Origin of the sequence: Microbacterium sp. AB (assembly GCF_032878875.1) — a bacterium.
GTDB lineage: Bacteria > Actinomycetota > Actinomycetes > Actinomycetales > Microbacteriaceae > Microbacterium > Microbacterium betulae.
Genome location: NZ_CP118157.1, coordinates 2,161,831 through 2,185,461, shown reverse-complemented (window position 1 = coordinate 2,185,461; position 23,631 = coordinate 2,161,831). Strand labels below are relative to the sequence as shown.

The following is a 23,631-nucleotide window of genomic DNA, read 5'->3' as shown; positions in this document are numbered from 1 at the left end:
TCAGAAGGAGAAACAAGTGACCGAGATCCTCTACGACGCAGACGCCGACCTGTCGCTCATCCAGAACAAGAAGGTCGCGATCGTCGGCTACGGCTCGCAGGGCCACGCCCACGCGCAGAACCTCCGCGACTCGGGCGTCGAGGTCGCCATCGCGCTGAAGGAGGGCTCGAAGTCGACGCAGAAGGCCCAGGACGAGGGCTTCGAGGTGAAGAGCGTCGCCGACGCCACCGCGTGGGCCGACCTCATCATGGTCCTCGCGCCCGACCAGCACCAGCGCTCGATCTACGCCGAGTCGATCGCGCCGAGCCTGTCGGCGGGCAAGACGCTCGCCTTCGCGCACGGCTTCAACATCCGCTTCGGCTACGTCGACGCCCCCGAGGGCGTCGACGTCATCCTCGTCGCCCCGAAGGCCCCCGGCCACACGGTCCGTCGCGAGTTCGTCGCCGGCCGCGGCATCCCCGACATCATCGCCGTCGAGCGCGACGCCTCGGGCCAGGCCTGGGACGTCGCGCTCTCGTACGCCAAGGCCATCGGCGGCACCCGCGCCGGCGTCATCAGGACGACCTTCACGGAGGAGACCGAGACCGATCTCTTCGGCGAGCAGGCGGTCCTCTGCGGTGGCGTGAGCCACCTCGTGCAGACGGGCTTCGAGGTGCTCACCGAGGCGGGCTACCAGCCGCAGATCGCCTACTTCGAGGTGCTGCACGAGCTCAAGCTCATCGTGGACCTCATGTGGGAGGGCGGCATCGCCAAGCAGCGCTGGTCGATCTCCGACACCGCCGAGTTCGGCGACTACGTGTCGGGCCCGCGGGTCGTGGACGCCCAGGTCAAGGAGAACATGAAGGCCGTCCTCGCCGACATCCAGTCGGGCGCGTTCGCGAAGCGCTTCATCGACGACCAGGACGCCGGCGCGCCGGAGTTCCTCGCGCTGCGCGAGAAGGAGCAGCAGCACCCCATCGAGGTCACGGGCAGGGAGCTCCGCTCCCTCTTCGCCTGGAAGCAGCAGGACTCGGACTACGTGGAGGGCTCGGCCGCGCGCTGACCATCCCGAGCGGAACGACCCGGCCGCCGTCCCCGCAAGGGGGCGGCGGCCGTCTTCATCCGACGAGGCGTGCGTCCAGCTCGGCGCGCGTCGGCGGGTCGGCGCCGGGACGCGAGACGGTGATCGCCGCGGCACGGGCGCTTCGCGTGATGAGCGCGGCCAGCTCGTCGTCGCCGAGCGCGCCGACGGCATCGCGTGCACCGGGTCCGACGGCTCCCGCGGAGACGAGCCCGTCGATGAGCGTCCCCATGAACGTGTCTCCGGCGCCGACGGTGTCGACGACGTCGACGGGCTCCGCCTCGACGCGGACGAAGCGCCCGGCGCCGGCGGCGAACGCGCCGTCCGCGCCCTGCGTGACGACGACGAGCACGGGCCCCGACTGCGTCCACTGCGCGGCGACGGCCACCGGGTCCTCGCCGGGATGGAGCCAGGCGATGTCCTCGTCGCTCGCCTTCACGACATCGGCGCGCGCGATGAACGAGCGCACGCGCCGGCGCGCGTCGTCCGGGTCGTCGATGAGCGAGGGACGGATGTTCGGGTCGTACGTCACGAGCGCGCGCGGGCCGACCTCGTCGACGAGTGCGGAGACGGCGTCGGCGCCCGGGGCGAGAAGCGCGGCGATGGAGCCCGTGTGCAGGACGTCGGCGCTCGTCCCGGTGCCGGGGACGACGTCCCATTCGATCGCGAAGTCGTATCGTGCGGCGCCTTCGGCGTCGAGGTGCGCCGTCGCCGTGGACGTCCGTTCCGCCGCCGTGGCGTCGATCGAGACGCCGGAGTCCTCGAGCCACGCGCGCACGGCCCTGCCGCGTTCGTCGTCCGCGAGCCGGGCGATGAAGCCGGGGGAGCGCCCGAGCCGGCCGAGCGTGATCGCCACGTTGGCGGGACTCCCTCCGGGCGACTCGCTGATCGTGCCGTCGGCCCGGTGGACGATGTCGACGAGCGCCTCGCCGACGACGAGGACCGCGGGGCGAGCCCCGCTCACCGCTTCGCGCTCGTCGACCACAGTGCGACGAGCACCAGGACGGGCTGGAAGAACAGCCGGGCGAACCGCTTGCCGTCGGTGTCGAGGCCGAACGCGCTGCGGCGGTGCAGCCACTGGGCGATGTTGCCGGGGAGCACCGCGACGAAGAAGAGCGCAGCGACGACGCCCGCGAGCCGGCGCCGTCGCCGCGCGAGCAGCAGGGCGGAGCCGAGACCGATCTCGACGAGCCCCGAGGCCACGACGGTGGTGTCGGGATCGAGCGGGACGGCGTCGGGGACCTGGGCCTGGAACTCGTCACGGGCGACCGTGAGGTGAGTGGCGCCGGCGAAGACGAGCGCCGATCCGAGGAGGAGTCGGCCGACGGTGCGTGCGCGGGAGGTCATGGTGAGAGTGTAGGGCCGAACAGCCGGTGGCACGCCGCTCGCGAGGCTCCTGCGCGCTCTGGCGGAGAGGGACCGGGCCCGGCGAGGCGAAGGTGGAAGGCGCTCAGGCGTCCGGCAGCCATGCGTGCAGACGCCGCAGGAGCGGGCGCTTCTTGTCCATGTGCCCCTCCATGCGGCGGAGGATGTCGTCCAGCGCCCGGATCGCGTCGTCGATGCGCGGTCCCTTGTTGAGCATGACGCACTCGGCGCGATTGGCCGTCGCCGCGTCGGTGATCTCGGCGCGCGTGGGCACACCGCGCTTCGCGAGGTCGTCGAGCACCTGCGTGGCCCACACCACGGGGAGGCGGGCGGCCTCGCAGAGCCAGAGCATCTCCTCCTGCACCTCGGCGAGCCGCTCGAAGCCGGCCTCGACCGCCAGGTCTCCGCGCGCGATCATGATGCCTGCGCGCGGACGACGCATGAGCTCGAGGATGATCTCCGGCAGCGCGCGGAAGCCCTGCGTCGTCTCGAGCTTCACGACGACGCCGAGATGCTCGGCTCCGCGGGCGTCGAGCTCGTCGAGCAGACGACGCACGTCCTGCGCCGAGCGCGCGAACGAGAGCTCGACGATGTCGGCGACCTCGACGACGACGTCGAGCGCGGCGACGTCGTCGTCCGTGAGGGCCGAGACGGGGAGGTCCGTGTCGGGCAGGTTGATGCCCTTCTCCGCTTTGAGCTTGGTGCCGCCCTCGGGCGCGCCCGTGACCTCGACGATCGCCGCGCCGTCCTCGACCGAGCGGACGACGCCTTCGATCTTGCCGTCGTCGAACGCGATCCGGTGTCCCGGCCGCACGGCGCGGAGGGCCTCCGGCAGCGTGCATCCGATGCGATGGCGTCCGTCCTCGCTCGTCGCCGGATCGAGGGAGGAGGTGAGGACGATCGTGTCGCCCTTCGCCAGACGGAGCGCGCCCTCCACGGCATCGAGGCGGTCGACGACGGTCTCGCGCTCGCCGCAGCGCAGCACGGCGCCCTCCTCGAGGTACGCCGTGCGTCCGCCCTCGAGCAGCACGCCGCGGGCGTCCGCCCGTGCGACGCGCATCTTCCGTCGCCGTCCGCGTGCGTCGGCGAAGCGGACGGTCTCTCCCGTCGTCCGCTCGGCGAGCCAGCCGGCGTCGCGGACGGGTGCGGAGCGCACGTCGCCGGACGCCTCGGCATCCGAGGCGATGAGGAGGAGGCGGGCCGGCGCCGTCACGCCGCCGGCGTCGTCGCGCTTCGGCTTGACCTTGACGACGCGGGGGCCCTCGGCGAGGGGACCCGTGCGCAGCTTGGGGCCGCCGAGGTCCATCGCCACGCGGATGGCGTCGTCCGCGGCGCGGACGTGACCGGCCATCCGCCGCCACGCGTCGTCGTCGTCGTGCGCGCAGTTGACGCGGGCGAGGTCCATGCCCGCCCCGGCGAACCGCTGCACGATGGAGGCGTCGTCCGCCGCCTCGCTCGGAAGGGTCACCATGATGCGCGTGCTGCGGTCCTCCGCCTCGCCGCCGAGGAGCGCCGCGGCGTTGACGTGGAGGTCGTGGGGGTCGGGGGCGCCCGCGGCGGGCGACCCGGGCGGATCGTCGTCCAGTGCCGCCCCGAGGATGTGCAGGACGGCGTCGAGGTTGCGCAGGACGTCGCCCTCCATGCGGCCGAGCGACGAGAGCCCGGCGCCGCTGAGCCGCTCCTGGAGCGGCCGCAGGTCCCGTGAGCGCAGGGCGAGGTAATGGTGCAGGTTGCGGGCGCCGTGTCGGTGGTCCGGATGGACGGCGGCGATCCGCTCACGCGCGAGATCCGCGGCGGAGACGGCATCCGCGCGGAGCTCGCGCAGCTCGTCGCGGAGGGCGGCGAGCTCGCGCCGGTACCCGTCCGGTTCTGTGTCGGTCATCGGCTCACCTCGCAGCAACCATAGCGAGGGAAGGTGAACGTCTCGCGCGAGCCAGGAGACGAGGCGCCGGAGCCCTGGCGTTGAGACGTACCCTGGATCCGAGGAGGCAGGATGCCCGTCGAGGGAGGGTTCGCCGAGGCGCTGCGCGCGGAGCGCCTCGCGGTCGAGGAGCGCGTACGGCGCCGGGAGAGCGAGCTGGGCGAGCTGGCGGGAGCGCGCGGCGATGCGAACTCGGACGACGAGCACGACCCCGAGGGCGCGACGCTGTCCGACGAGTGGTCGCGGCTCACGGGGCTGCGAGCCCAGGAGCGACGCGAGCTCGAGCGGATCGACGCGGCGGCGGCCCGTCTCCGCGACGGAACGTTCGGTGTGTGCGAGGGGTGCGGCTCGAAGATCCCGCGAGAGCGTCTGCGCGTGAGGCCGACGGCGACCCGCTGCGTCTCGTGCGCCTCGTCGTCGAGGCGGTAGAAGGAGACGATCGTCCGTGAGGACGTGGAGAGCGGCTCCCGCTTCCCGCTCCCACGGCGTCGCCATCTCGTGTCGGCCGCATCGCGGAATCGGATAAGGGCGATCCTCCGCTTCTTCGATTTGGTCACGGGCCGCATCTCGCCGTCGAATTCGGAGACGGAAGCGGCGAAATCCCCTCCGTGCGGCTCTGGGCGACTCTGCCGCGTTCGGACTCGAGGGAGAAGAGCCGTTCCGCCTGCCATGCGGAGATCACGGCCGCGACCAGGGCGCCGACGGACGCAACTGCGGCGACGACCTCCGCGATCGAACCCCACTCTGCGCGCAGGGAGGAGACCTTGCAAAGAGGGGGGTCGGCGCTCGGGTCTCGTGTTTCCGATCACGAACGCCGGCGTGGAATTCCAGGCCTCGTGGGGCGTTTCACCTGCTATTCTTGACTGTCACTCGTGTGCGAGAGGCTTGGCGTGTCGCCGAGACTCCGACAGGGTGACGCCAACACAATCCAATCAACCGCCTCGGCTCATCCGGGGTGACGCGCGCTGGCTCGCAGGCGCGCGGCATCCGAGCCGCAGGCCCGACCATCCCCAACAAGGACAACCCACTACATGACTAACGCAACGACCGCCCCGGCCACCAAGCAGGTCGCGATCAACGACATCGGCTCTGCTGAGGACTTCCTGGCCGCGGTCGAGAAGACGCTCAAGTTCTTCAACGACGGCGACATCATCGACGGCACGATCGTCAAGATCGACCGCGACGAGGTCCTCCTCGATGTCGGCTACAAGACCGAGGGCGTCATCCCCTCGCGTGAGCTTTCCATCAAGCACGACGTCGACCCGAACGAGGTCGTCACGGTCGGCGATCACGTCGAGGCCCTCGTCCTCCAGAAGGAGGACAAGGAAGGCCGTCTCATCCTGTCGAAGAAGCGTGCTCAGTACGAGCGCGCCTGGGGCGACGTGGAGAAGATCAAGGAGAACGACGGCGTCGTCACCGGTACCGTCATCGAGGTCGTCAAGGGCGGCCTCATCGTCGACATCGGACTCCGCGGCTTCCTCCCCGCCTCGCTCATCGAGCTCCGCCGCGTGCGCGACCTGACGCCGTACCTCGGCCAGGAGATCGAGGCGAAGATCCTCGAGCTCGACAAGAACCGCAACAACGTCGTGCTCTCGCGCCGCGCCCTCCTCGAGGAGACGCAGTCGGCCACCCGCACGCAGTTCCTCAACAACCTGCACAAGGGCCAGGTCCGCAAGGGCGTCGTGTCCTCGATCGTCAACTTCGGCGCGTTCGTCGACCTCGGCGGCGTGGACGGCCTCGTGCACGTCTCGGAGCTGTCCTGGAAGCACATCGAGCACGCCTCCGAGGTCGTCGAGGTGGGCCAGGAGGTCACCGTCGAGATCCTCGAGGTCGACCTCGACCGCGAGCGCGTCTCGCTGTCGCTCAAGGCGACGCAGGAGGACCCGTGGCAGGTCTTCGCCCGCACCCACGCGATCGGCCAGATCACGCCGGGCAAGGTCACGAAGCTCGTCCCGTTCGGTGCGTTCGTCCGCGTCGCGGACGGCATCGAGGGTCTCGTCCACATCTCGGAGCTCTCGAACAAGCACGTCGAGCTCGCCGAGCAGGTCGTGTCCGTCGGCGAAGAGGTGTTCGTCCGCGTCATCGACATCGATCTCGACCGTCGTCGCATCTCGCTGTCGCTCAAGCAGGCCAACGACCTCGTCGACCCCAACGGCACCGAGTTCGACCCGGCGCTGTACGGCATGGCGACCGAGTACGACGAGAACGGCGAGTACAAGTACCCCGAGGGCTTCGACCCCGAGAGCGGTCAGTGGCTCGAGGGCTTCGACACGGCCCGCGAGGAGTGGGAGCAGGACTACGCCGCGGCCCAGGCCCGCTGGGAGTCGCACAAGGCCCAGGTCGCCAAGGCCCTCGAGGCCGAGGCGGAGGCCGGCGAGGAGTTCGCCGCGCCGACCTTCGCGAGCGATGCGAACGGCGCCGGCACGCTCGCCGACGACGAGGCGCTCGCCGCTCTGCGCGAGAAGCTCGCGGGTCGCTGAGACCCGTCACGGCCGGCGGATCCGATCCGCCGACACCGTGATCACACGACCTCGGGGTCGGCTCCTTCGGGAGCCGACCCCGAGGTCGTTCTGCGGGCGGAGCAGCCGGCACGGAAAAACGAGCAGCCTTCCTGTCAACCACAGATCGCCGTGCTCCCCGTGTCATGTGACGGCCCGTTACGGGCGATTTCGATCCGGACAGCGCCCTCCGGAACGATGGTGGGCATGCCCTCCTCGCTCGCTCCGTCTCGCCGTGCCGGCGTACCCGAGCGCGCCGCGAACGCCGTGCGGCTCGAGGGCATCGCCCGCACGTTCGCGATGGCCGGAGGGGACCGAGAGGTGCTCCGCGGCGTCGACGTGGAGCTCGCCTCGGGCGAGATCGTGGCCATCGTCGGGCCGTCCGGATGCGGCAAGTCGACCCTGCTCCGACTCGTCGGCGGCCTCGACGCGCCGACGAGCGGCGCCATCAGCCTCGGCGACGCCGGCATCGCCGACACCGACGAGCGCACCGCGATCGCCTTCCAGGAGCCGCGGCTCCTTCCCTGGCGGACGCTCGCGCAGAACGTCGAGCTCGGGCTGCCGCGGCAGGCGGACAGGCGCGAGGGCCGGGAGCGCGTCCGCGAGCTGCTCCACCTCGTCGGCCTCGACCACGCCGCCGACCAGCGTCCGCGCGAGGTCTCGGGCGGGATGGCGCAGCGCGCCTCCCTGGCGCGGGCCCTCGCACGCGATCCCCGCGTCCTGCTGCTCGATGAGCCGTTCGGCGCCCTCGACGCGCTGACGCGTCTCCGGATGCAGGACCTCCTGCTCGACATCCACGCGGCGCAGCCCACGACCGTCCTCTTCGTCACCCACGACGTCGAAGAGGCCCTCTATCTCGCCGACCGGGTGCTGCTGCTGCGGTCTCTCGCCGACGCCGGCACGGATCACGATGCGCCGTCCGTCGCGCGCACGATCGCCGTGCCGGGCATCCGTCCCCGCGACCGCGCCGACCGCGCGCTCGCGGACCTCCGCGCCGAGCTGCTGAAAGGCCTCGGCGTCGAAACCCACCACACTCTCCAGGAGAACCGATGAGCACCGCCATCCGTCGTACAGCCCCCGCGATCGCGATCGCCGGAGCGATGCTGCTCACCGCCACGGGCTGCGTCGCGGGCGAGAACGCCGACGCCTCGTCGGACAGCGCGAGCGCCGACTCCGGCGAGTGGTCGGCCGACACCCTGACGATCGACTACGCCACCTACAACCCGCTGAGCCTCGTCGTCCGCGACCAGGGTCTCATCGAGGACGCCGTCGGCGACGACGTCGCCGTCGAATGGGTGCAGTCGGCGGGGTCGAACAAGGCCAACGAGCTGCTGCGCTCGGGCTCGATCGACGTCGGCTCGACCGCGGGCTCCGCGGCGCTCCTCGCCCGCGCGAACGGATCTCCCATCCAGGTCATCGACATCTACTCGCAGCCGGAGTGGGCGGCGCTGGTCGTCACCCCCGACAGCGACATCACGTCCGTCGAGGACCTCGCGGGCGCGTCGATCGCGGCGACGAAGGGCACCGACCCCTACTTCTTCCTCCTGCAGGCGCTCGAGGAGGTCGGCCTGTCGGCCGACGACGTCGAGGTGCAGAACCTGCAGCACGCCGACGGCCGCGCCGCTCTCGACGGCGGCTCCGTCGACGCGTGGGCGGGTCTCGACCCGATCATGGCGGCCGCCGAGGTCGAGTCGGGCGACGAGCTCCTCTACCGCAACGTCGACTTCAACACCTACGGCTTCCTCAACGCCACCGAGGACTTCGTCGAGAACCACCCCGACCTCGCGCAGGTCGTCGTCGACGCCTACGAGGAGGCGCGGGTCTGGGCGCTCGACAACCCCGAGGAGACGGCCCAGCTGCTCGCCGACGTCGCCGGCATCGACATCGCGGTGGCGACGACCGTCATCGACGAGCGCTCCAACCTCGACGTGAGCGGCGTCCCCGGCGACGACCAGATCGCCGTGCTCGAGAAGATCGCCCCCGTCCTCGCCGAGTCGGGCGACGTGTCGGGCGGCCAGGAGGCCGTCGACGCCGCCCTCGACACGATCGTCAACGCGGAGTTCGCGGAGCGGGCGGTGAACGGCGAGTGACCGTCCCCGACCAGCGCGTCGTCGTTCCGGCCGACACGCGGGAGACGCTCGACGTCGCGAAGGGCGCGCGTCGGCGGACGGACGTCCCCACGCGCTCGCTCTGGGATCGCACCGCCGTGCGCGTGGCCGGCGGGCTCGTCCTCCCCGTCGTCCTCCTCGTCGCCTGGCAGCTCGTCACGACGTCCGGCCTCGTCCCGCCGTACCGGCTGCCGGCTCCGTCCGCGGTCGTCACGGCGGGGATCGAGCTCGCCGAGACCGGCCAGCTGTGGACGCACATCGCGATCTCGGTGCAGCGTGTGCTCATCGGCTTCGCGATCGGCGCCGTCCTCGGGCTCGCGGTCGCGGCCGTCGTGGGCCTCTCGAAGCTCGGCGACGTGCTTCTGAGCCCGACTCTGTCGGCCGTGCGCGCCGTGCCGTCCCTCGCGTGGGTGCCGCTCCTCATCCTCTGGATGCAGATCGGCGAGGAGTCGAAGATCACCCTCATCGCGATCGGCGCGTTCTTCCCCGTCTTCACGACCGTGGCCGCGGCCCTGCGCCACGTCGACCCGCAGCTCATCGAGGCGGGACGCTCGTTCAGCCTGCGCGGATGGTCGCTCTTCCGCACCGTGCAGCTGCCCGCGGTCGTGCCGTCGGTCGTCTCGGGCCTGCGCCTCGCCCTCGCGCAGTCGTGGCTCTTCCTCGTCGCAGCCGAGCTCATCGCCTCGTCGATGGGCCTCGGGTTCCTGCTGACGGACTCGCAAAGCACCGGGCGCGTCGACCGCATCCTCCTCGCCATCGTGCTCCTCGCCCTGCTCGGCACGATCACGAACGCGCTCCTCGGACTCGTCGAGAAGCACCTCCTCAAGAAGTGGGCGTGAGCATGACCACCGTCGACGCCGAGGCGCGTCTCGTCGAGAGCCGCGTCTACCCGCCGTCCGAGGCTTTCGCGGCGCAGGCCAACGTCACGGCAGAGGTCTACGCCCGCGCCGCCGCCGATCCCGTCGCGTTCTGGGAGGACGCGGCCCGGCGTCTCGCCTGGGCCGAGCCCTGGCACACCGCGCACGAGTGGGAGCCGCCCGTGCGCCGCGCCGACGGCGAGCTGACGGTCCCCGCCGCACGGTGGTTCGTCGGCGGGCGGCTCAACGTCGCCTACAACTGCGTCGACCGGCATGTGGACGCCGGACGCGGCGAGAAGGTCGCGCTGCACTTCGAGGGCGAGCCGGGCGACCGGGACACCGTCACCTACGCCGATCTCCGGCGCCGCGTGTCGCAGGCGGCGAACGGCCTGCTCTCCCTCGGCATCGGCCCCGGCGACCGGGTCGTCGTGTACCTGCCGGTTCTCGTCGAGACGGTCGTCATCGCGCTGGCCTGCGCCCGCATCGGCGCCGTGCACTCCCTCGTCTTCGGGGGATTCTCGGCGGAGGCCGTGCGCTTCCGCCTCGAGGACACGGGCGCCAAGCTGCTCGTCACGACCGACGGCCAGTTCCGCCGGGGCAAGGCCGTCGAGGTCAAGTCGGCCGCCGATCGGGCCGCAGCCGGCCTGCCGCACGTCGAGCACGTCCTCGTGCTGCGCCGCACGGGACAGGACGTGCCGTGGACGGAGGGCCGTGACGTGTGGTGGCACGACGTCGTCGACACGGCCTCCGACGTGCACGAGCCGCAGCCGTTCGACGCCGAGCATCCGCTCTTCGTCATCTACACCTCGGGCACGACGGGGAAGCCGAAGGGCCTCGTCCACACCTCCGGCGGATACCTCGCGCACGCGAGCTGGGCGCACTGGGCGCACTTCGACGCCAAGCCCGACGACGTCCACTGGTGCACGGCCGACCTCGCGTGGGTGACGGCGCACACGTACGAGATCTACGGGCCGCTCTCCAACGGCCTCACGCAGGTCATCTACGAGGGCACGCCCGACACCCCGCATCGCGAGCGCCACCTCGAGATCATCGAGCGCTACGGCGTGACCGTCTACTACACGGCGCCCACGCTCATCCGCACGTTCATGACGTGGTTCGGGGACGATCTCCCTTCCGGGCACGACCTGTCGACCCTCCGCCTGCTCGGAACGGTCGGCGAGGCCATCAACCCCGAGGCGTGGGTGTGGTTCCGGCGCAACTACGGCCGCGACGAGACCCCGGTCGTCGACACGTGGTGGCAGTCGGAGACGGGCGCGGCGATGATCGTGCCGCTCCCGGGCGTCACGCCGCTCAAGCCAGGATCGGCCACCGTCGCCCTGCCGGGGATCGATGCGGCCGTCGTCGACGAGAACGGCGACGAGGTCGCCCCCGGTCGTTCCGGGACGCTCGTCGTGCGTCGTCCGTGGCCCGGGATGGCGCGGACGGTGTGGGGCGACCCCGAGCGCTACCGCGACTCGTACTGGGCCGCCTACGCGGGGCGCGGCGCGCACGGCGGCTTCTACGTCGCGGGCGACGGCGCCACGCGCGACGTCGACGGCTACGTCTGGATCCTCGGCCGGCTCGACGACGTCGTCAACGTGTCGGGCCACCGCCTCTCCACGATCGAGATCGAGTCGGCGCTCGTCGCCCACCCGTCGGTCGGCGAGGCCGGGTCGGCCGGTGTGCCGGACGCCCTCACGGGACAGGCGGTGGCGGCCTTCGTCGTGCCGTCGGGCGCCGCGGAGGCGACGGCGGACGACCTGCGCGCCCAGGTGGCACGCGAGATCGGACCCGTCGCGAAGCCGCGGCACGTCTACGTCGTCCCCGAGCTCCCCAAGACCCGCTCGGGCAAGATCCTGCGCCGGCTGCTCGCCCAGCTGTGGGAGGCTGAGCAGGACAGACGAGCGGGACGCGAGCCTCGGCCCCTCGGCGACACGACGTCGCTGCAGAACCCCTGGGCCGTCGACGGCATCGCGCAGGTCCTCGCCTCGGCGTGAGCCCGGTGCCTCGCGCCGGCCCGGGAGCGCCGACACAGCAGTAAGGAAGACATGACGGAAGAACACCGCTTCGGGTTCCGCACCCGCGCCCTGCACGCCGGAGGGACCCCCGACGCCGCCACGGGAGCGCGGGCGGTGCCCATCTACCAGACCACGTCGTTCGTCTTCGACGACGCGGCGGATGCGGCCAACCTGTTCGCGCTGCAGAAGTACGGCAACATCTACTCGCGCATCGGCAACCCGACCGTGGCCGCACTCGAGGAGCGCCTCGCCTCGCTCGAGGGCGGCATCGGCGCCGTCGCGACGGCGTCGGGAATGAGCGCCGAGTTCATCACCTTCGCCGCTCTCGTCGGATCGGGCGACCACGTCGTCGCATCGGCGCAGCTCTACGGCGGCACCGTCACCCAGCTCGACGTGACGCTGCGGCGCTTCGGCGTCGAGACGACGTTCGTGCCGTCGACCGACCCCGCCGACTACGCCGCGGCGATCCGGCCCGAGACGAAGGTCGTCTACGTCGAGATGATCGGCAACCCCTCCGGCGAGATCGCCGACATCGAGGGCCTCGCCGCCGTCGCCCACGACGCCGGCGTGCCCCTCGTCGTCGACGCGACGCTCGCGACGCCGTATCTCGCCCGTCCGCTCGAGCACGGGGCCGACATCGTCATCCACTCCGTGACCAAGTTCCTGGGCGGACACGGCACGACCCTCGGCGGCGTCGTCGTCGAGAAGGGCGCGTTCGACTGGGGGAACGGCAAGTTCCCGCAGATGACCGAGCCCGTGCCGTCGTACGGCGGCATCCGCTGGTGGGACAACTTCGGCGAGTACGGCTTCCTCACCAAGCTCCGCTCCGAGCAGCTGCGCGACATCGGCCCGGCGCTCAGCCCGCAGGCGGCGTTCGCCCTCCTGCAGGGCGTCGAGACGCTGCCGCAGCGGATCGACGCGCACCTCGCCAACGCGCGCGTCGTCGCGGAATGGCTCGACGGCGACCCGAGGGTCTCCTTCGTCACGTGGGCGGGCCTCGACGGTCACCCGCACCGCGAGCGCGCCGCGAAGTACCTGCCGCTCGGACCGGGATCGGTCTTCGCGTTCGGCGTGAGGCCGTCCGGCGAGTTCGCGACCGAGGGCGAGCGCCTCATCGCCGCTCGCCGCACGGGCGAGTCCGTCATCGAGAGCCTGCAGCTCGCCTCGCACCTCGCGAACATCGGCGACGCGCGGACGCTCGTCATCCATCCCGCCTCCACGACGCACCAGCAGCTCGCACCCGCGCAGCTCGTGGCTGCGGGCGTGCCGGCGGACCTCATCCGCATCTCCGTGGGCATCGAGGACGCCGAGGACATCATCTGGGATCTCGACCAGGCCCTCACGCAGGCGACGGGAGCGACACGATGAGCGACGCCTGCGAGATCCCCGCGGCGCCGGCGGACGCCTGCGCCGTGCCGGGGACGCCCGTCGCGCCCGGCAGGACGTGGACCGGCCCGGACCAGCAGGAGAGGTTCGCCATCCTGCGCCGCACGAGGTCGATCGCCATCGTCGGCGCCTCGAGCAATCCCGCGCGCGCGAGCTACTTCGTCGCCACGTACCTCCTGTCGAGCTCGCCCTACGACGTCTACTTCGTGAACCCCCGTGCCGACGAGATCCTCGGGCGACCGGTGTACGCGTCGTTGGCCGACCTGCCCGTCGTGCCCGACCTCGTCGACGTCTTCCGCAAGCACGACGACCTGCCCGGCGTCGCGCAGGAGGCCGTGGACGCGGGCGCGAAGACGCTGTGGCTCCAGCTCGGCTCGTGGAACGAGGAGGCAGCGCGGCTCGCCGAGGGCGCCGGCCTGTCGGTCGTCATGGACCGCTGCGTCAAGATCGAGCACGCCCGGTTCCACGGCGGCCTGCACCTCGCGGGCTTCGACACGGGCGTCATCAGCTCGAAGCGCCAGCTGCTCAGCCGCTAGGGTCGTCGGATGGCCCTGGTCCGACGGCGACGCACCCCGGTCCGGGTCCGGATCCTCGCCGCGATCCTCCTGGTCACCGCGCTCGGGCTCATCGTCGCGGGCGGGAGCGCGTTCCTCCTCCAGCGCACCAGGGTGATCGTCGCGATCGACGACGAGCTCCGGCAGGAGTACACGAGCGTGCAGGCGCTCATCACGGGGACGGGCCCGGATGCCTCGCAGGAGGGGGCGGGCGAGAGCGAGCAGGCTCCGGTTGCCACCCCCAGCTTCGCGGACACGGAGCAGCTCGTCTACGAGGTCGTGCGGGTCATCCCTCCGCCCCTGGACGGGGGGACCCTCGGGATCGTCGACGGGGAGGCGCGCTACCGGCCCGGCGTCGCGACGTACCTCGACCTCGACGAGGTGGCCTTCACGGCGGACGTGATGGCCACCGGCGGCGGCACGGAGATCGGCACGGCGACGCTCGGCGGGGAGACGGTCCGCTACCTCGCCATCACGCTCTCGACGGAGGAGTCCGCGTCGGCGGGTCTCTTCGTCTCGGCGATCGCGGTGGACGCGCGACTGGCCGATCTCGAATCCGTCATGGCCCTCTACGCGTGGGTCGCGAGCGGCGTCGTCGTCGTCGTCGCGCTCGTCGGCTGGTTCGTCGCCGGCCGGCTCCTGCAGCCCGTCCGCGAGCTGAGGACCACCGCGGCGCGTATCACGGCGGGAGCGCTCGACGAGCGCATCCCCGTCACGGGCAACGACGACCTGTCCGAGCTCACCGAGACGATCAACGCGATGATCGCGCGCCTGGAGGAGGCGTTCCGCAGCCAGCGGCGCATCGTCAACGACGTGCGCCATGAGCTCGCCACTCCCGTGACGATCGTGCGGGGTCACCTCGAGCTCGTGGACGCGGACGATCCGGCGGACGTGGAGCAGACGCGCGCCCTCGTCATCGACGAGCTGGACCGGATGTCGGATCTCATCGCCCAGATCGCGCACCTCGCCGAGGCGGAGCGCGCGGCCGCGCACCGGCCGCAGCGTGTCGACGTCGGAGGCCTCACGCGGCACGTGTTCGAGAAGGTGCGCGTCATCCCCGGCCGCGAGTGGGCGCTCGGCTCGGTCGCCGCGGGCGAGGCCGTGCTGGATCCCACCCGTGTCACCCAGGCCTGGCTCCAGCTGGCGGACAACGCCGCCAAGCACTCCGCGCCCGGCGACCGGATCGAGATCGGCAGCGCCGTGCGCAGCGACGAGGTGAGCCTCTGGGTCGCCGACGAGGGGCCCGGCATCCCCGAGGCGGCGCGAGCGAGGATCTTCGAGCGCTTCGGTCGTGCCGAGGCGAGCCGGGGGGTCGCGGGCTCCGGCCTGGGACTGGCGATCGTGCAGGCGCTCGTTCGCGCGCACGGAGGGCATGTGGACCTCGACACCGAGGTGGGACGCGGATCGACGTTCACGATGGTCCTCCCGCGCGACGGCGTGCCCGCGGGCGACGAGCGCGCGCATGACGGAGCCACGGAGGAGAGGGGAAGCTGATGGGCAGGATTCTCATCGTCGAGGACGAGGAGCGGATCGCGACGTTCGTCGACAAGGGGCTGCGGGCCGCGGGCTACACGACCGATCGCTCCGAGCGCGGCGACGAGGCGCTGGAGCTCGTGCGCACCGTGGACTTCGACCTCGTGCTGCTGGACGTCGGGCTCCCCGGGATGGACGGCTTCGAGGTGCTGCGCACGATGCGGGGGAGCGGGATCGCCGTCCCCGTCATCATGCTCACGGCGCACAGCTCGCTCGACGACACGATCCGGGGGCTCGACGGGGGAGCGGACGACTACGTCGTGAAGCCGTTCCGGTTCGACGAGCTCCTCGCGCGCGTCCGGGCGCGGATGCGCGAGCGCACGTCGGACGAGCCGAACACGCTGGCCTTCGGCGGGGTGAGCCTCGACCTGCGCGCGCGGCGGGCGGCCGTGGACGGCGTCACGGTGGAGCTCTCCGCCCGCGAGTTCGCCCTCGCGGAGAGCTTCCTCCGTCATCCCGACCAGGTGCTCAGCCGCGAGCAGCTCCTCAGCCGCGTCTGGGGCTACGACTTCGACCCCGGCTCGAACGTCGTGGACGTCTACGTCCGCTACCTGCGCGCGAAGCTCGGCGCCGAGCGCATCCAGACCGTGCGCGGCATGGGGTACCGGCTCGTCGGCTGAGTCGCGGCGCCCGCTCCGTCCTCCCGGGCGAAGATGAGAGTCCTCTCATCCTGGCCTCACCTGCCTCTCCTCCCCGCTCGCGAGCGTGGGACACGAGCATCCGCCGGCAACGGGCCGCGGACGCGGAGAGGAACGCGCATCGTGACCATCCGGATCGTCCTGTACTCGCACGACTCGGCGGGGCTCGGGCACATCCGTCGCAACCTCGCCCTCGCCCACGCCCTGTCGGCGGGGCTGAACGGCGAGGCGGTCACCGGGCTGCTCGTGGCGGGGCGTCCGGAGGCCACGCGCTTCCGTCCTCCTCACGGATGGGACTGGCTCATCCTCCCGGGCGTCACGCACGGGGAGGACGGCTACCGCTCGCGCGAGCTCCGCGTCGACGTGAGCACCGCGACGCGCCTGCGCGGCGCGGCCTTCCGCTCGGCGGTGCGCGCGTTCCGCCCCGACATGGTCGTCATCGACCGTCATCCGCTGGGGGTGGGACGCGAGCTCGAGGGCGCGCTGCGGACGCTGCGCGTCGAGCAGCCGGACTGCCGCATCGTGCTCGGCCTGCGCGACGTGCTCGACGCCCCGGCTCCTGCGGGAGCCGAATGGCATGCGCTGGGCGGGGCGAGGACGCTGCGCCCGCTCCTCGACGCCGTCTGGGTGTACGGCGATCCGCGCATCCACGACCTCACCGCTACGGGAGAGCTCCCGGAGGACCTGAACGACCTCGTCACGCACACGGGATACCTCGCCGAGGGCCGCATCGACGGCGTCGCCCACGAGGTCGGCGAGCCGTACGTGCTCACCACGGTCGGCGGCGGCGCCGACGGCACGGAGCTCGCGATCGCCGCCGCCGCGGCCCCCGTGCCGGACGGCCACGAGCATCTCGTGGTCACGGGCCCGCAGATGTCGGCGGGGGACCGTCGTCGCGTGCGCGCCGCGGCGACCCCGCGCACGCAGGTCGTCCGGCGCGTCCCGGATGCGCTGCCCCTCATGCGCCGCGCCTCGGCCGTCGTCTGCATGGGCGGCTACAACACGATCTGCGAGCTGATGACCACCCGTACGCCCGCGCTCGTCGCACCGCGGACGCAGCGCCGCGACGAGCAGCGCATCCGGGCCTCCGCCCTCGCCCGAGCGGGCGCCGTGGACACGCTCGCGCCCTGGCAGATCGACGCCGGCGCGATCGGCGAGTGGTTCGCGTCGAACATCGGCCGTGCCGTCGCCCGCGACGCGATCGCGCGCGACGGGCTCGAGCGGGTGCCCCTCCTGGCGGAGACGCTGCTGGCGGGCGATGCGCGGATGTCGGAGGAGGGAGGTGAGCGCGTTGCGAGCTGAGCGCAGCCGGACGCCGCGGATCGGCTACGTCGTCAAGGTGTACCCCCGGTTCTCCGAGACCTTCGTCGTGACCGAGCTGCTCGCGCGAGAGGCGGCGGGGGAGACCATCACGGTGTTCGCGCTGCGACCGAGCGACGACCCCCGGTTCCACCCCGAGCTGGCCCGCGTCGCCGCGCCGGTGCGCTACCTCCCGCGCCCGACGCGTCCGCACGGGCTGTGGGAGCTGCTGCGGTCGTCGGCGGGCGACCCGTTCCTCGCCGACGCGATCGCCCGCCACCTGCCGGAGCTCCTCGACGCCGAGGCCGACGACGCCGCGCAGGCCGTCGCCCTCGCCCAGCAGGCCCGTGCCGAGGGCATCACGCACCTGCACGCGCACTTCGCGAGCGCGGCGACCACCGTCGCACGGCTCGCGAGCCTGCTCACGGGCGTCCCGTACTCGTTCACGGCGCACGCGAAGGACCTCTTCCACGAATCCGTCGATCCGGTCCAGCTGCAGCGCAAGATCGCCGGAGCCGCGTACATCGCGACCGTGAGCGCCTACAACGTCGGCTTCCTGCAGCGCATCGCCCCCGAGCACGCCGACCGCATCCATCTCGTGCCCAATGCGATCGAGATCGAGCGGTTCCCGTTCCGCGACCCGGTGCGGCGCGACGGCGCCCTGCACGTCGTCGCCATCGGGCGCCTCGTCGAGAAGAAGGGGTTCGGCGTGCTGCTCGACGCGGTCGCGGCCGTCCACGCAGCCGGCACCGACGTCCGGGTGACGCTCGCGGGCGCCGGGGAGCTCCACGACGAGCTCGCCGGGCGCGCGAGCTCTCTCGGCCTCGACGACGTCGTGAGGATGCCCGGACCGGTGTCGCAGGACGAGGTCTCCGCGCTGCTCGAGGAGGCGGACGTCTTCGCCGCTCCCTGCGTCGTCGGCGCGGACGGCAACGCCGACGGGCTGCCGACGGTCCTGCTCGAGGCGATGGCCGTCGGCGTCCCCTGCGTCTCGACGTCCGTGACGGGCATCCCCGAGGTCGTCGTCGACGGACGCACCGGCATCCTGTGCCCGCCGGGCGATGCCGGCGCGCTCGCCGCCGCCCTCCGCCGGATGGCCGAGGGCGAGGTCGACGCGGCGCCGCTCGCACGCGCTGCCAGGGCGCTCGTCGAGAGCCGGCACGACTCCCGTTCCCTCGCCGCGCGGCACGCCGTCCTCACGGCGAGCGCCACGGGGGCCACGACACGCACCACGACCCGAGAGGAGGCCGCGTGATGCGCGTCGCCTACATCTGCGCCGACCCCGGGATCCCCGTCCTCGGGACCAAGGGGGCGTCCATCCACGTGCAGCAGATCGTCGCCGCGTTCCGCCGCCGCGGCGACGACGTGACGGTCTACTGCACGCGCGTCGGCGACGCGGCCCCGACCGCGCTCGGCGATGCGCCGATCGTCTCCCTCCCCGTGGCCCGGGGCGAGGCGCGCCGGCGCGAGGAGGCCGTGCGCGCGGCCGCCGCGGGCCTGGCGGCCCGGGCATCGGACGACGGCTGCGATCTCGTCTACGAGCGGTACTCGCTCTTCTCCGAGGCCGCGGTGTCGGCGGACGCACCCTCCGTCGTCGAGGTGAACGCCCCGCTCATCGACGAGCAGCGCACGTATCGCACCCTCGTCGACGACCGCGCCGCCACGGCCGCGACCCGGTGCCTCCTGACGGGCGCCGACGTCGTCGCCTGCGTGTCGGAGCCCGTGGCCGCCTGGGCGCGCGGTCACGGCGCAGGCGTCTCGTCGCGCGTCGTCGTCGCGCCCAACGGCGTGAACACGCGCAGCTTCTCACCCGCGCGCATCGCGGACGGCCCGCTGCGGGCGGTCTTCGTCGGGTCGCTCAAGCCGTGGCACGGCGTCGATGCCGCGATCGACGCGGTCGCCGGCCTCGACGGCGTGGAGCTCGCCGTCGTCGGCGACGGCCCCGAGCGCGACGCGCTCGAGCAGCGCGCACGACGGCAGGGCGTCCGGGTCCGCTGGCACGGTGCCGTCCCTCATGACGACATCCCGCGGATCCTCCGGCGCATGCACGTGGGACTGGCGCCCTATCCCGCCGAGGCGGGCGACTACTTCTCCCCGCTGAAGGCCTACGAGTACCTCGCCGCGGGACTGCCCGTCGTGGGATCGGCGACGGGGCAGCTGCCGTCCGTCGTCGGCCACGGCCGCACGGGGCTGCTCGTGCCGCCCGGGGACATCACGGCGCTGGTCCGGGCGCTCGTCGAGCTGCGCGACGACCGGGAGCTCGCCCGGACGCTCGGAGCGGCAGCCCGCGAGCAGGCCGTGGCGCGACACGACTGGGACGGCACGCTCGACGCCATCCTGTCGGCCGTCCCCGACCGGGTGCGGGCCGAGCGGGCGGAGGCGCGCGCATGAGCCGCCGGCGGACGGACCGCCCGCGCAGCGGCGTGCGGCGGACCCTCGCGATCGCCAGACCGTACCTGCGCGGTCAGTACGGGCTGCTCGCCGTCGGTCTGCTGACGATGTTCGTCGAGGTCGGGCTGCGCATCCTCGAGCCGTGGCCGATCAAGTTCGTCATCGACGCGGTGAGCGTCAGCCTCGGCGCCACGGGAGGCGCCGCCGCGGGGCAGGCGGGGGCGAGCATGACGCTGCTCCTCTCGTGCGGGGCCATGCTGCTCGGCATCGTCGGCCTCCGCGCCGTCGCCCAGTACTTCTCCACCGTGGCCTTCGCCCTCGCGGGGTCGCGCATCGCGACGCGGCTGCGGTCGCGGGTGTTCCAGCACATGCAGTCGCTCACGCTGCGCTACCACTCGCAGGCGAAGCAGGGCGACAACGTGCAGCGCCTCGTCGGCGACGTCGGGCGCCTCCAGGAGGTCGCGGTCTCCGCGGGGCTCCCGCTGGTGGGCAACATCGTCACGCTCGTCGTGCTCGCCGTCGTGATGTCGATCATGGACCCGCTGCTCGCCCTCGTGGTGCTGCTGGCCGCGGTGGCGTACGCCGTCATCTCCCGTTTCGGGGCTCGCCGCATCGTCGTGGTCGCGCGGCACTCGAGACGGAGCGAAGGCGCCATCGCCCACTCCGCGGCGGAGACGTTCGGAGCCATCCGCGTCGTGCAGGCGTACGGCCTCGAGGAGCAGCGCGGACGCATCTTCGAGAAGGGCAACGAGCAGGCGCTCGGCCAGGGCGTCGCCGCACGTCGTCTGGCGGCGGGGCTCGAACGCGGCACCGACGTGATCGTCGGCGTCGCGCTCGCCGTGGTGCTCGTCATCGGAGGATGGCGTGTCGTCGAGGGGGCTCTCACCCCGGGCGATCTCGTGATCTTCACGACCTACCTCAAGCTGGCGCTCCGCCCCCTGAAGGATCTCGCGAAGCACACCGGCCGCATCGCGCGGGCGACGGCGTCGGGCGAGCGCGTCGCCGACCTCCTCGACGAGCCGGTCGACATCGCCGATCGCCCCGGTGCGCGGGCGCTGGGGGCCGTGGACGGCGAGATCCGCTTCGACGCGGTCGACGTCGACGACGGCCACGGCAGACCGCTCTTCCGCGATCTCTCGCTCCACATCCCCGCGGGCAGCTCGGTGTGCGTCCTGGGGCCCTCCGGGGCGGGCAAGTCGACGTTGACGGGGCTCATCACGCGCACCGCGGACCCCGTTCGCGGCACGATCTCCATCGACGGCGTCGACATCCGCGACGCGACGATCGCGAGCGTACGGGGCAGCGTCGCCGTCGTGCTGCAGGAGGCGGTGCTCTTCGCGGCCACCGTGAGGGAGAACATCCGTCTCGGCCGCGTCGACGCGACGGACGACGAGGTGGAGGAGGCGGCGCGTCGGGCCCTCGCCGACGAGTTCATCCGGGCGCTGCCGGACGGCTACGACACGGAGCTCGGCGAGCGGGGCGCGACGCTCTCGGGCGGGCAGCGGCAGCGGATCGCGATCGCCCGGGCGCTGCTGCGCGACGCGCCGATCGTCCTCCTCGACGAGGCCACGACGGGGCTGGACCCGGAGTCCAAGGCGCGTGTGGCCGACTCGATCGCCACCCTCACCGCGGGACGGACGACGATCGCCGTCACGCACGACCCCTCCGCCATCCGGTCGGCCGACCGGATCCTGTGGGTCGAGGACGGCAGGATCGTCGAGGACGGCGCCACCGACGCGCTGCTGGCCGAGGAGGACTCGCGTGTGTCGCGATGGATGAGGTCGGCCGCGCCCGTCGAGGGGAGCATCGCATGAACGTGCCGGCGGATGTGCGATCCGCGCGGGAGCTCTCCCGCGCCGTCGCCGAGCGCGACCCCGCGCTGCCCGACCTCGGGGTCGTGCTCGACGCGGGGAGGCGCGACGAGGCGTTCGGCGGGACGACGACGCTCGAGCGGCTGCGGTACAAGCGCGGCGCCGCGATCGTCGCGGCGGTGCGCGATGCTCGGGGCGACCCCCATTGGATCGTCTCCTACGCGGACGCCGAGAAGCTCTCGAAGAGCATCCGGCGCGCGGCGGGGGTCGGCGCGGCGACACGGCGGGTGACCCCCCGCGTCCTCGCGGGTCCCGCCTACGCCGACCGCCTGCTCGCGTCCGCCGTGAGGCGGGTGTTCGGGGCGGAGGCAGCGTCGTTCGACGGCGCGGACGTCCTCCGCTACAACCCGCAGCGCAGGCTCGTCGTGCGGCGCGACGGCGCCGCGATCAAGATCGCCGCGGGCCCGTCCCACGTGGCCGCGGCGTCCCTGCTGGCGGCACGCGGCCTGCCGGTGCTCGCGCCGGAGACGCTCGGCGAGTCGGCGACGCGCACGCCGTGGTGGGGCACGACGGACCTCGCGCACGCGGGAGGCCGCGCGCTGTCGCACCGGGCGGGCGAGGTCCTCGCGCGCATCCACGCGACCCCGCCGGAGGGGCTCGCGCTGGAGACGCTCGACGCGAGCGCGGTCGCACGCGAGTCGGCGGAGGCGATCGCCGTCCTCCTCCCCGAGGCGGGGGAGCGCGCCGGGCGTCTCGCGACGGCGCTGTCCGGTCTGCGCGTGACAGGCGGGGTGCTCTCCCACGGGGACTGGTCTCCCGACCAGGTGCTCGTCGGCGGCGGCGACGTGCGGGTCATCGACCTGGATCGCGTCGTGGTCGCGCCGCCCGAGCGCGACCTCGCGACCTTCCTCGTGTGCGGTGGCGACGCCGCGATGCTCGACGGGTATCGCGCCGCCGGAGGCTCCTTCGACGCGGATGCGATCGCCGGATGGCAGGCCCTCGCGCAGCTGCAGCGCGCCGTCGAGCCCTTCCGGCGAGGAAGCGACGCCTGGCCCGAGGAGCTCGAGCACGCCGTCGCACGTGCCGAGGAGCTGATCCGATGAGCGCCGGCATCCCTCGCTCCGTGCACGTCGACGGCGTGGAATGGGTCGTCGAACGCGTGTGGCCTGCGGGCGAGGACGGCAGGACGCCGCTGGAGGCGCATGCCGACGGCGCGGTGCGAGGCGGCTACGCGGAAGGCGACGGCGTCGCGCTCCTCGCACCCGAGGACGACGGGGCGCTGCCCGCGCTCGCCGGGCTCGCCGCGGAGGGCGAGGTCGTCTCGCATCGCCCGGGCAAGCGCGCCGTGGTCCGTCTGCCGATGGGCCGCGGATACGCCAAGGTCGTCCCGCCCGGACGCGCGTCGCGCGTGATCGACGCGCACGCGCGCGGCGCGTCGTTCGCGGGCGCCTTCCGCATCCCCGCGATCGTCCCGGACGATCGCGAGCAGCGCGGGGTCGTGCGCTTCACGGCTGTCGGGGGGCGCACCCTGTACGACCTGGGAGCCGATCCCGTGCGGGAGGAGTCGCAGTGGCGGGCCGCGTGGGAGGCGTGGGAGACGTCGTGGACCGCCGTCGTCGACGACGCGCGCGTCGATCACCTGCCCGCCCACGAGGCGGAGGACGAGGCGCGCGTGATGACCGAGTGGGCGTCGCGCGCCTCGGAGCGTCTCCCTGCCGGGGCGGATGCGCGCGACGAGCTGGCGGCCCTCGCCGGGCACCTCGCGGCGCAGGTCGAGAAGCACTCGACGGATGCCGATGCCCTGGCTCATCGCGACCTCCACGACAAGCAGCTGCTCTGGGACGGAGACGAGGGCATCGCCCTGCTCGACCTCGACACCTGCGTGCGCGCGGACCCGGGACTCGACCTCGGCAATCTCGCGGCGCACGTCGACCTCGCCCTGCGGCACGGCCGGTGGCCGCGCCGACGCGGGCGCATCGCGTTCGCGTCGATCGGACGGGCTGCGGACGCGCTCGGCGTCGAGCCCGGGCGCCTCTCGGCATGGCGGGCGGCCGCCCAGTTCCGCGTCGCGTGCGTGAACCTCCTGCGCCCGCGATGGCGCGATCGCTCGGAGCGCGCGCTGGAGGGCATGATCCGCGACTTCCGGACGGAGGCGGGCCCATGGGAAGCTTGAAGGACGAGGACGGCACGCG

20 protein-coding genes are annotated in these 23,631 nt (G+C 72.8%); 17 read left to right on the top strand and 3 right to left on the bottom strand.

All coding sequences use genetic code 11. The features are described from left to right. Positions 1 to 16 precede the first annotated feature (16 nt). Positions 17 to 1,042, top strand: coding sequence for a ketol-acid reductoisomerase (gene ilvC, locus N8K70_RS10340; protein ID WP_317138262.1), 1,026 nt, complete (start codon positions 17 to 19; stop codon positions 1,040 to 1,042). A 55-nt stretch (positions 1,043 to 1,097) separates the two neighbouring features. On the opposite strand, the gene N8K70_RS10335 is transcribed toward ilvC, so the two are convergent. The 3 genes from N8K70_RS10335 to N8K70_RS10325 all read right to left on the bottom strand — a co-directional run bounded on the left by N8K70_RS10335 (position 1,098) and on the right by N8K70_RS10325 (position 4,307). After that, positions 1,098 to 2,024: a carbohydrate kinase family protein gene (locus N8K70_RS10335; RefSeq protein ID WP_317138261.1), complete on the bottom strand. Its 927-nt coding sequence runs from the start codon at positions 2,022 to 2,024 to the stop codon at positions 1,098 to 1,100. Beyond that, positions 2,021 to 2,407 carry a DoxX family protein gene (locus N8K70_RS10330; protein WP_317138260.1) on the bottom strand — a complete coding sequence of 129 codons (387 nt, stop codon included), beginning with the start codon at positions 2,405 to 2,407 and terminating at the stop codon, positions 2,021 to 2,023. The genes N8K70_RS10335 and N8K70_RS10330 overlap by 4 nt, the downstream gene beginning before the upstream one ends. Before the next feature lie 103 nt (positions 2,408 to 2,510). After that, positions 2,511 to 4,307 (bottom strand): pyruvate kinase, encoded by a 1,797-nt coding sequence (locus N8K70_RS10325; protein WP_317138259.1) that lies wholly within the window; start codon positions 4,305 to 4,307, stop codon positions 2,511 to 2,513. A gap of 111 nt (positions 4,308 to 4,418) precedes the next feature. Here N8K70_RS10325 and N8K70_RS10320 point away from each other — a divergent pair, with 111 nt between their 5' ends. The 16 genes from N8K70_RS10320 (at position 4,419) to N8K70_RS10245 (ending at position 23,612) form a co-directional block, all read left to right on the top strand. Then, positions 4,419 to 4,775: a TraR/DksA family transcriptional regulator gene (locus N8K70_RS10320; protein ID WP_317138258.1), complete on the top strand. Its 357-nt coding sequence runs from the start codon at positions 4,419 to 4,421 to the stop codon at positions 4,773 to 4,775. A 602-nt stretch (positions 4,776 to 5,377) separates the two neighbouring features. Further along, entirely contained in the window at positions 5,378 to 6,826 is a 1,449-nt protein-coding gene (gene rpsA, locus N8K70_RS10315; protein WP_317138257.1) for a 30S ribosomal protein S1, read from the top strand. Between the two features lie 225 nt (positions 6,827 to 7,051). After that, positions 7,052 to 7,897 (top strand): ABC transporter ATP-binding protein, encoded by an 846-nt coding sequence (locus tag N8K70_RS10310; protein WP_317138256.1) that lies wholly within the window; start codon positions 7,052 to 7,054, stop codon positions 7,895 to 7,897. After that, entirely contained in the window at positions 7,894 to 8,934 is a 1,041-nt protein-coding gene (locus N8K70_RS10305; RefSeq protein ID WP_317138255.1) for an aliphatic sulfonate ABC transporter substrate-binding protein, read from the top strand. Before N8K70_RS10310 ends, N8K70_RS10305 begins: the two co-directional genes overlap by 4 nt. Continuing rightward, positions 8,931 to 9,791 carry an ABC transporter permease gene (locus tag N8K70_RS10300; RefSeq protein ID WP_317138254.1) on the top strand — a complete coding sequence of 287 codons (861 nt, stop codon included), beginning with the start codon at positions 8,931 to 8,933 and terminating at the stop codon, positions 9,789 to 9,791. The genes N8K70_RS10305 and N8K70_RS10300 overlap by 4 nt, the downstream gene beginning before the upstream one ends. 2 nt (positions 9,792 to 9,793) lie before the next feature. Next, positions 9,794 to 11,806, top strand: a complete 2,013-nt coding sequence (gene acs / locus N8K70_RS10295) for an acetate--CoA ligase (RefSeq protein WP_317141215.1) — start codon at positions 9,794 to 9,796, stop codon at positions 11,804 to 11,806. Positions 11,807 to 11,857: 51 nt separating this feature from the next. Then, on the top strand, positions 11,858 to 13,195 hold the full coding sequence (locus N8K70_RS10290; protein WP_317138253.1) for an O-acetylhomoserine aminocarboxypropyltransferase/cysteine synthase family protein: 1,338 nt from the start codon (positions 11,858 to 11,860) through the stop codon (positions 13,193 to 13,195). Further along, a complete protein-coding gene (locus N8K70_RS10285; protein ID WP_317138252.1) occupies positions 13,192 to 13,749 on the top strand; it encodes a CoA-binding protein in 558 nt (185 codons plus the stop codon). Before N8K70_RS10290 ends, N8K70_RS10285 begins: the two co-directional genes overlap by 4 nt. Positions 13,750 to 13,758: 9 nt before the next feature. After that, positions 13,759 to 15,261, top strand: coding sequence for a sensor histidine kinase (locus tag N8K70_RS10280; protein WP_317138251.1), 1,503 nt, complete (start codon positions 13,759 to 13,761; stop codon positions 15,259 to 15,261). After that, positions 15,261 to 15,920 carry a response regulator transcription factor gene (locus N8K70_RS10275; RefSeq protein WP_317138250.1) on the top strand — a complete coding sequence of 220 codons (660 nt, stop codon included), beginning with the start codon at positions 15,261 to 15,263 and terminating at the stop codon, positions 15,918 to 15,920. The genes N8K70_RS10280 and N8K70_RS10275 overlap by 1 nt, the downstream gene beginning before the upstream one ends. A 141-nt stretch (positions 15,921 to 16,061) precedes the next feature. Continuing rightward, positions 16,062 to 17,240: a glycosyltransferase family protein gene (locus N8K70_RS10270; protein WP_317138249.1), complete on the top strand. Its 1,179-nt coding sequence runs from the start codon at positions 16,062 to 16,064 to the stop codon at positions 17,238 to 17,240. Further along, entirely contained in the window at positions 17,221 to 18,492 is a 1,272-nt protein-coding gene (locus N8K70_RS10265) for a glycosyltransferase family 4 protein (RefSeq protein WP_317138248.1), read from the top strand. Before N8K70_RS10270 ends, N8K70_RS10265 begins: the two co-directional genes overlap by 20 nt. Continuing rightward, complete coding sequence (locus N8K70_RS10260) at positions 18,492 to 19,628, top strand: glycosyltransferase family 4 protein (RefSeq protein WP_317141214.1); 1,137 nt, start codon at positions 18,492 to 18,494, stop codon at positions 19,626 to 19,628. The genes N8K70_RS10265 and N8K70_RS10260 overlap by 1 nt, the downstream gene beginning before the upstream one ends. Then, on the top strand, positions 19,625 to 21,442 hold the full coding sequence (locus N8K70_RS10255) for an ABC transporter ATP-binding protein (protein WP_317138247.1): 1,818 nt from the start codon (positions 19,625 to 19,627) through the stop codon (positions 21,440 to 21,442). The genes N8K70_RS10260 and N8K70_RS10255 overlap by 4 nt, the downstream gene beginning before the upstream one ends. After that, positions 21,439 to 22,542: a phosphotransferase family protein gene (locus N8K70_RS10250; protein ID WP_317138246.1), complete on the top strand. Its 1,104-nt coding sequence runs from the start codon at positions 21,439 to 21,441 to the stop codon at positions 22,540 to 22,542. Before N8K70_RS10255 ends, N8K70_RS10250 begins: the two co-directional genes overlap by 4 nt. Continuing rightward, the gene (locus N8K70_RS10245) at positions 22,539 to 23,612 is read left to right on the top strand and encodes a phosphotransferase (protein ID WP_317138245.1); all 1,074 of its coding nucleotides are present in this window, start codon (positions 22,539 to 22,541) and stop codon (positions 23,610 to 23,612) included. Before N8K70_RS10250 ends, N8K70_RS10245 begins: the two co-directional genes overlap by 4 nt. Positions 23,613 to 23,631: the final 19 nt, after the last annotated feature.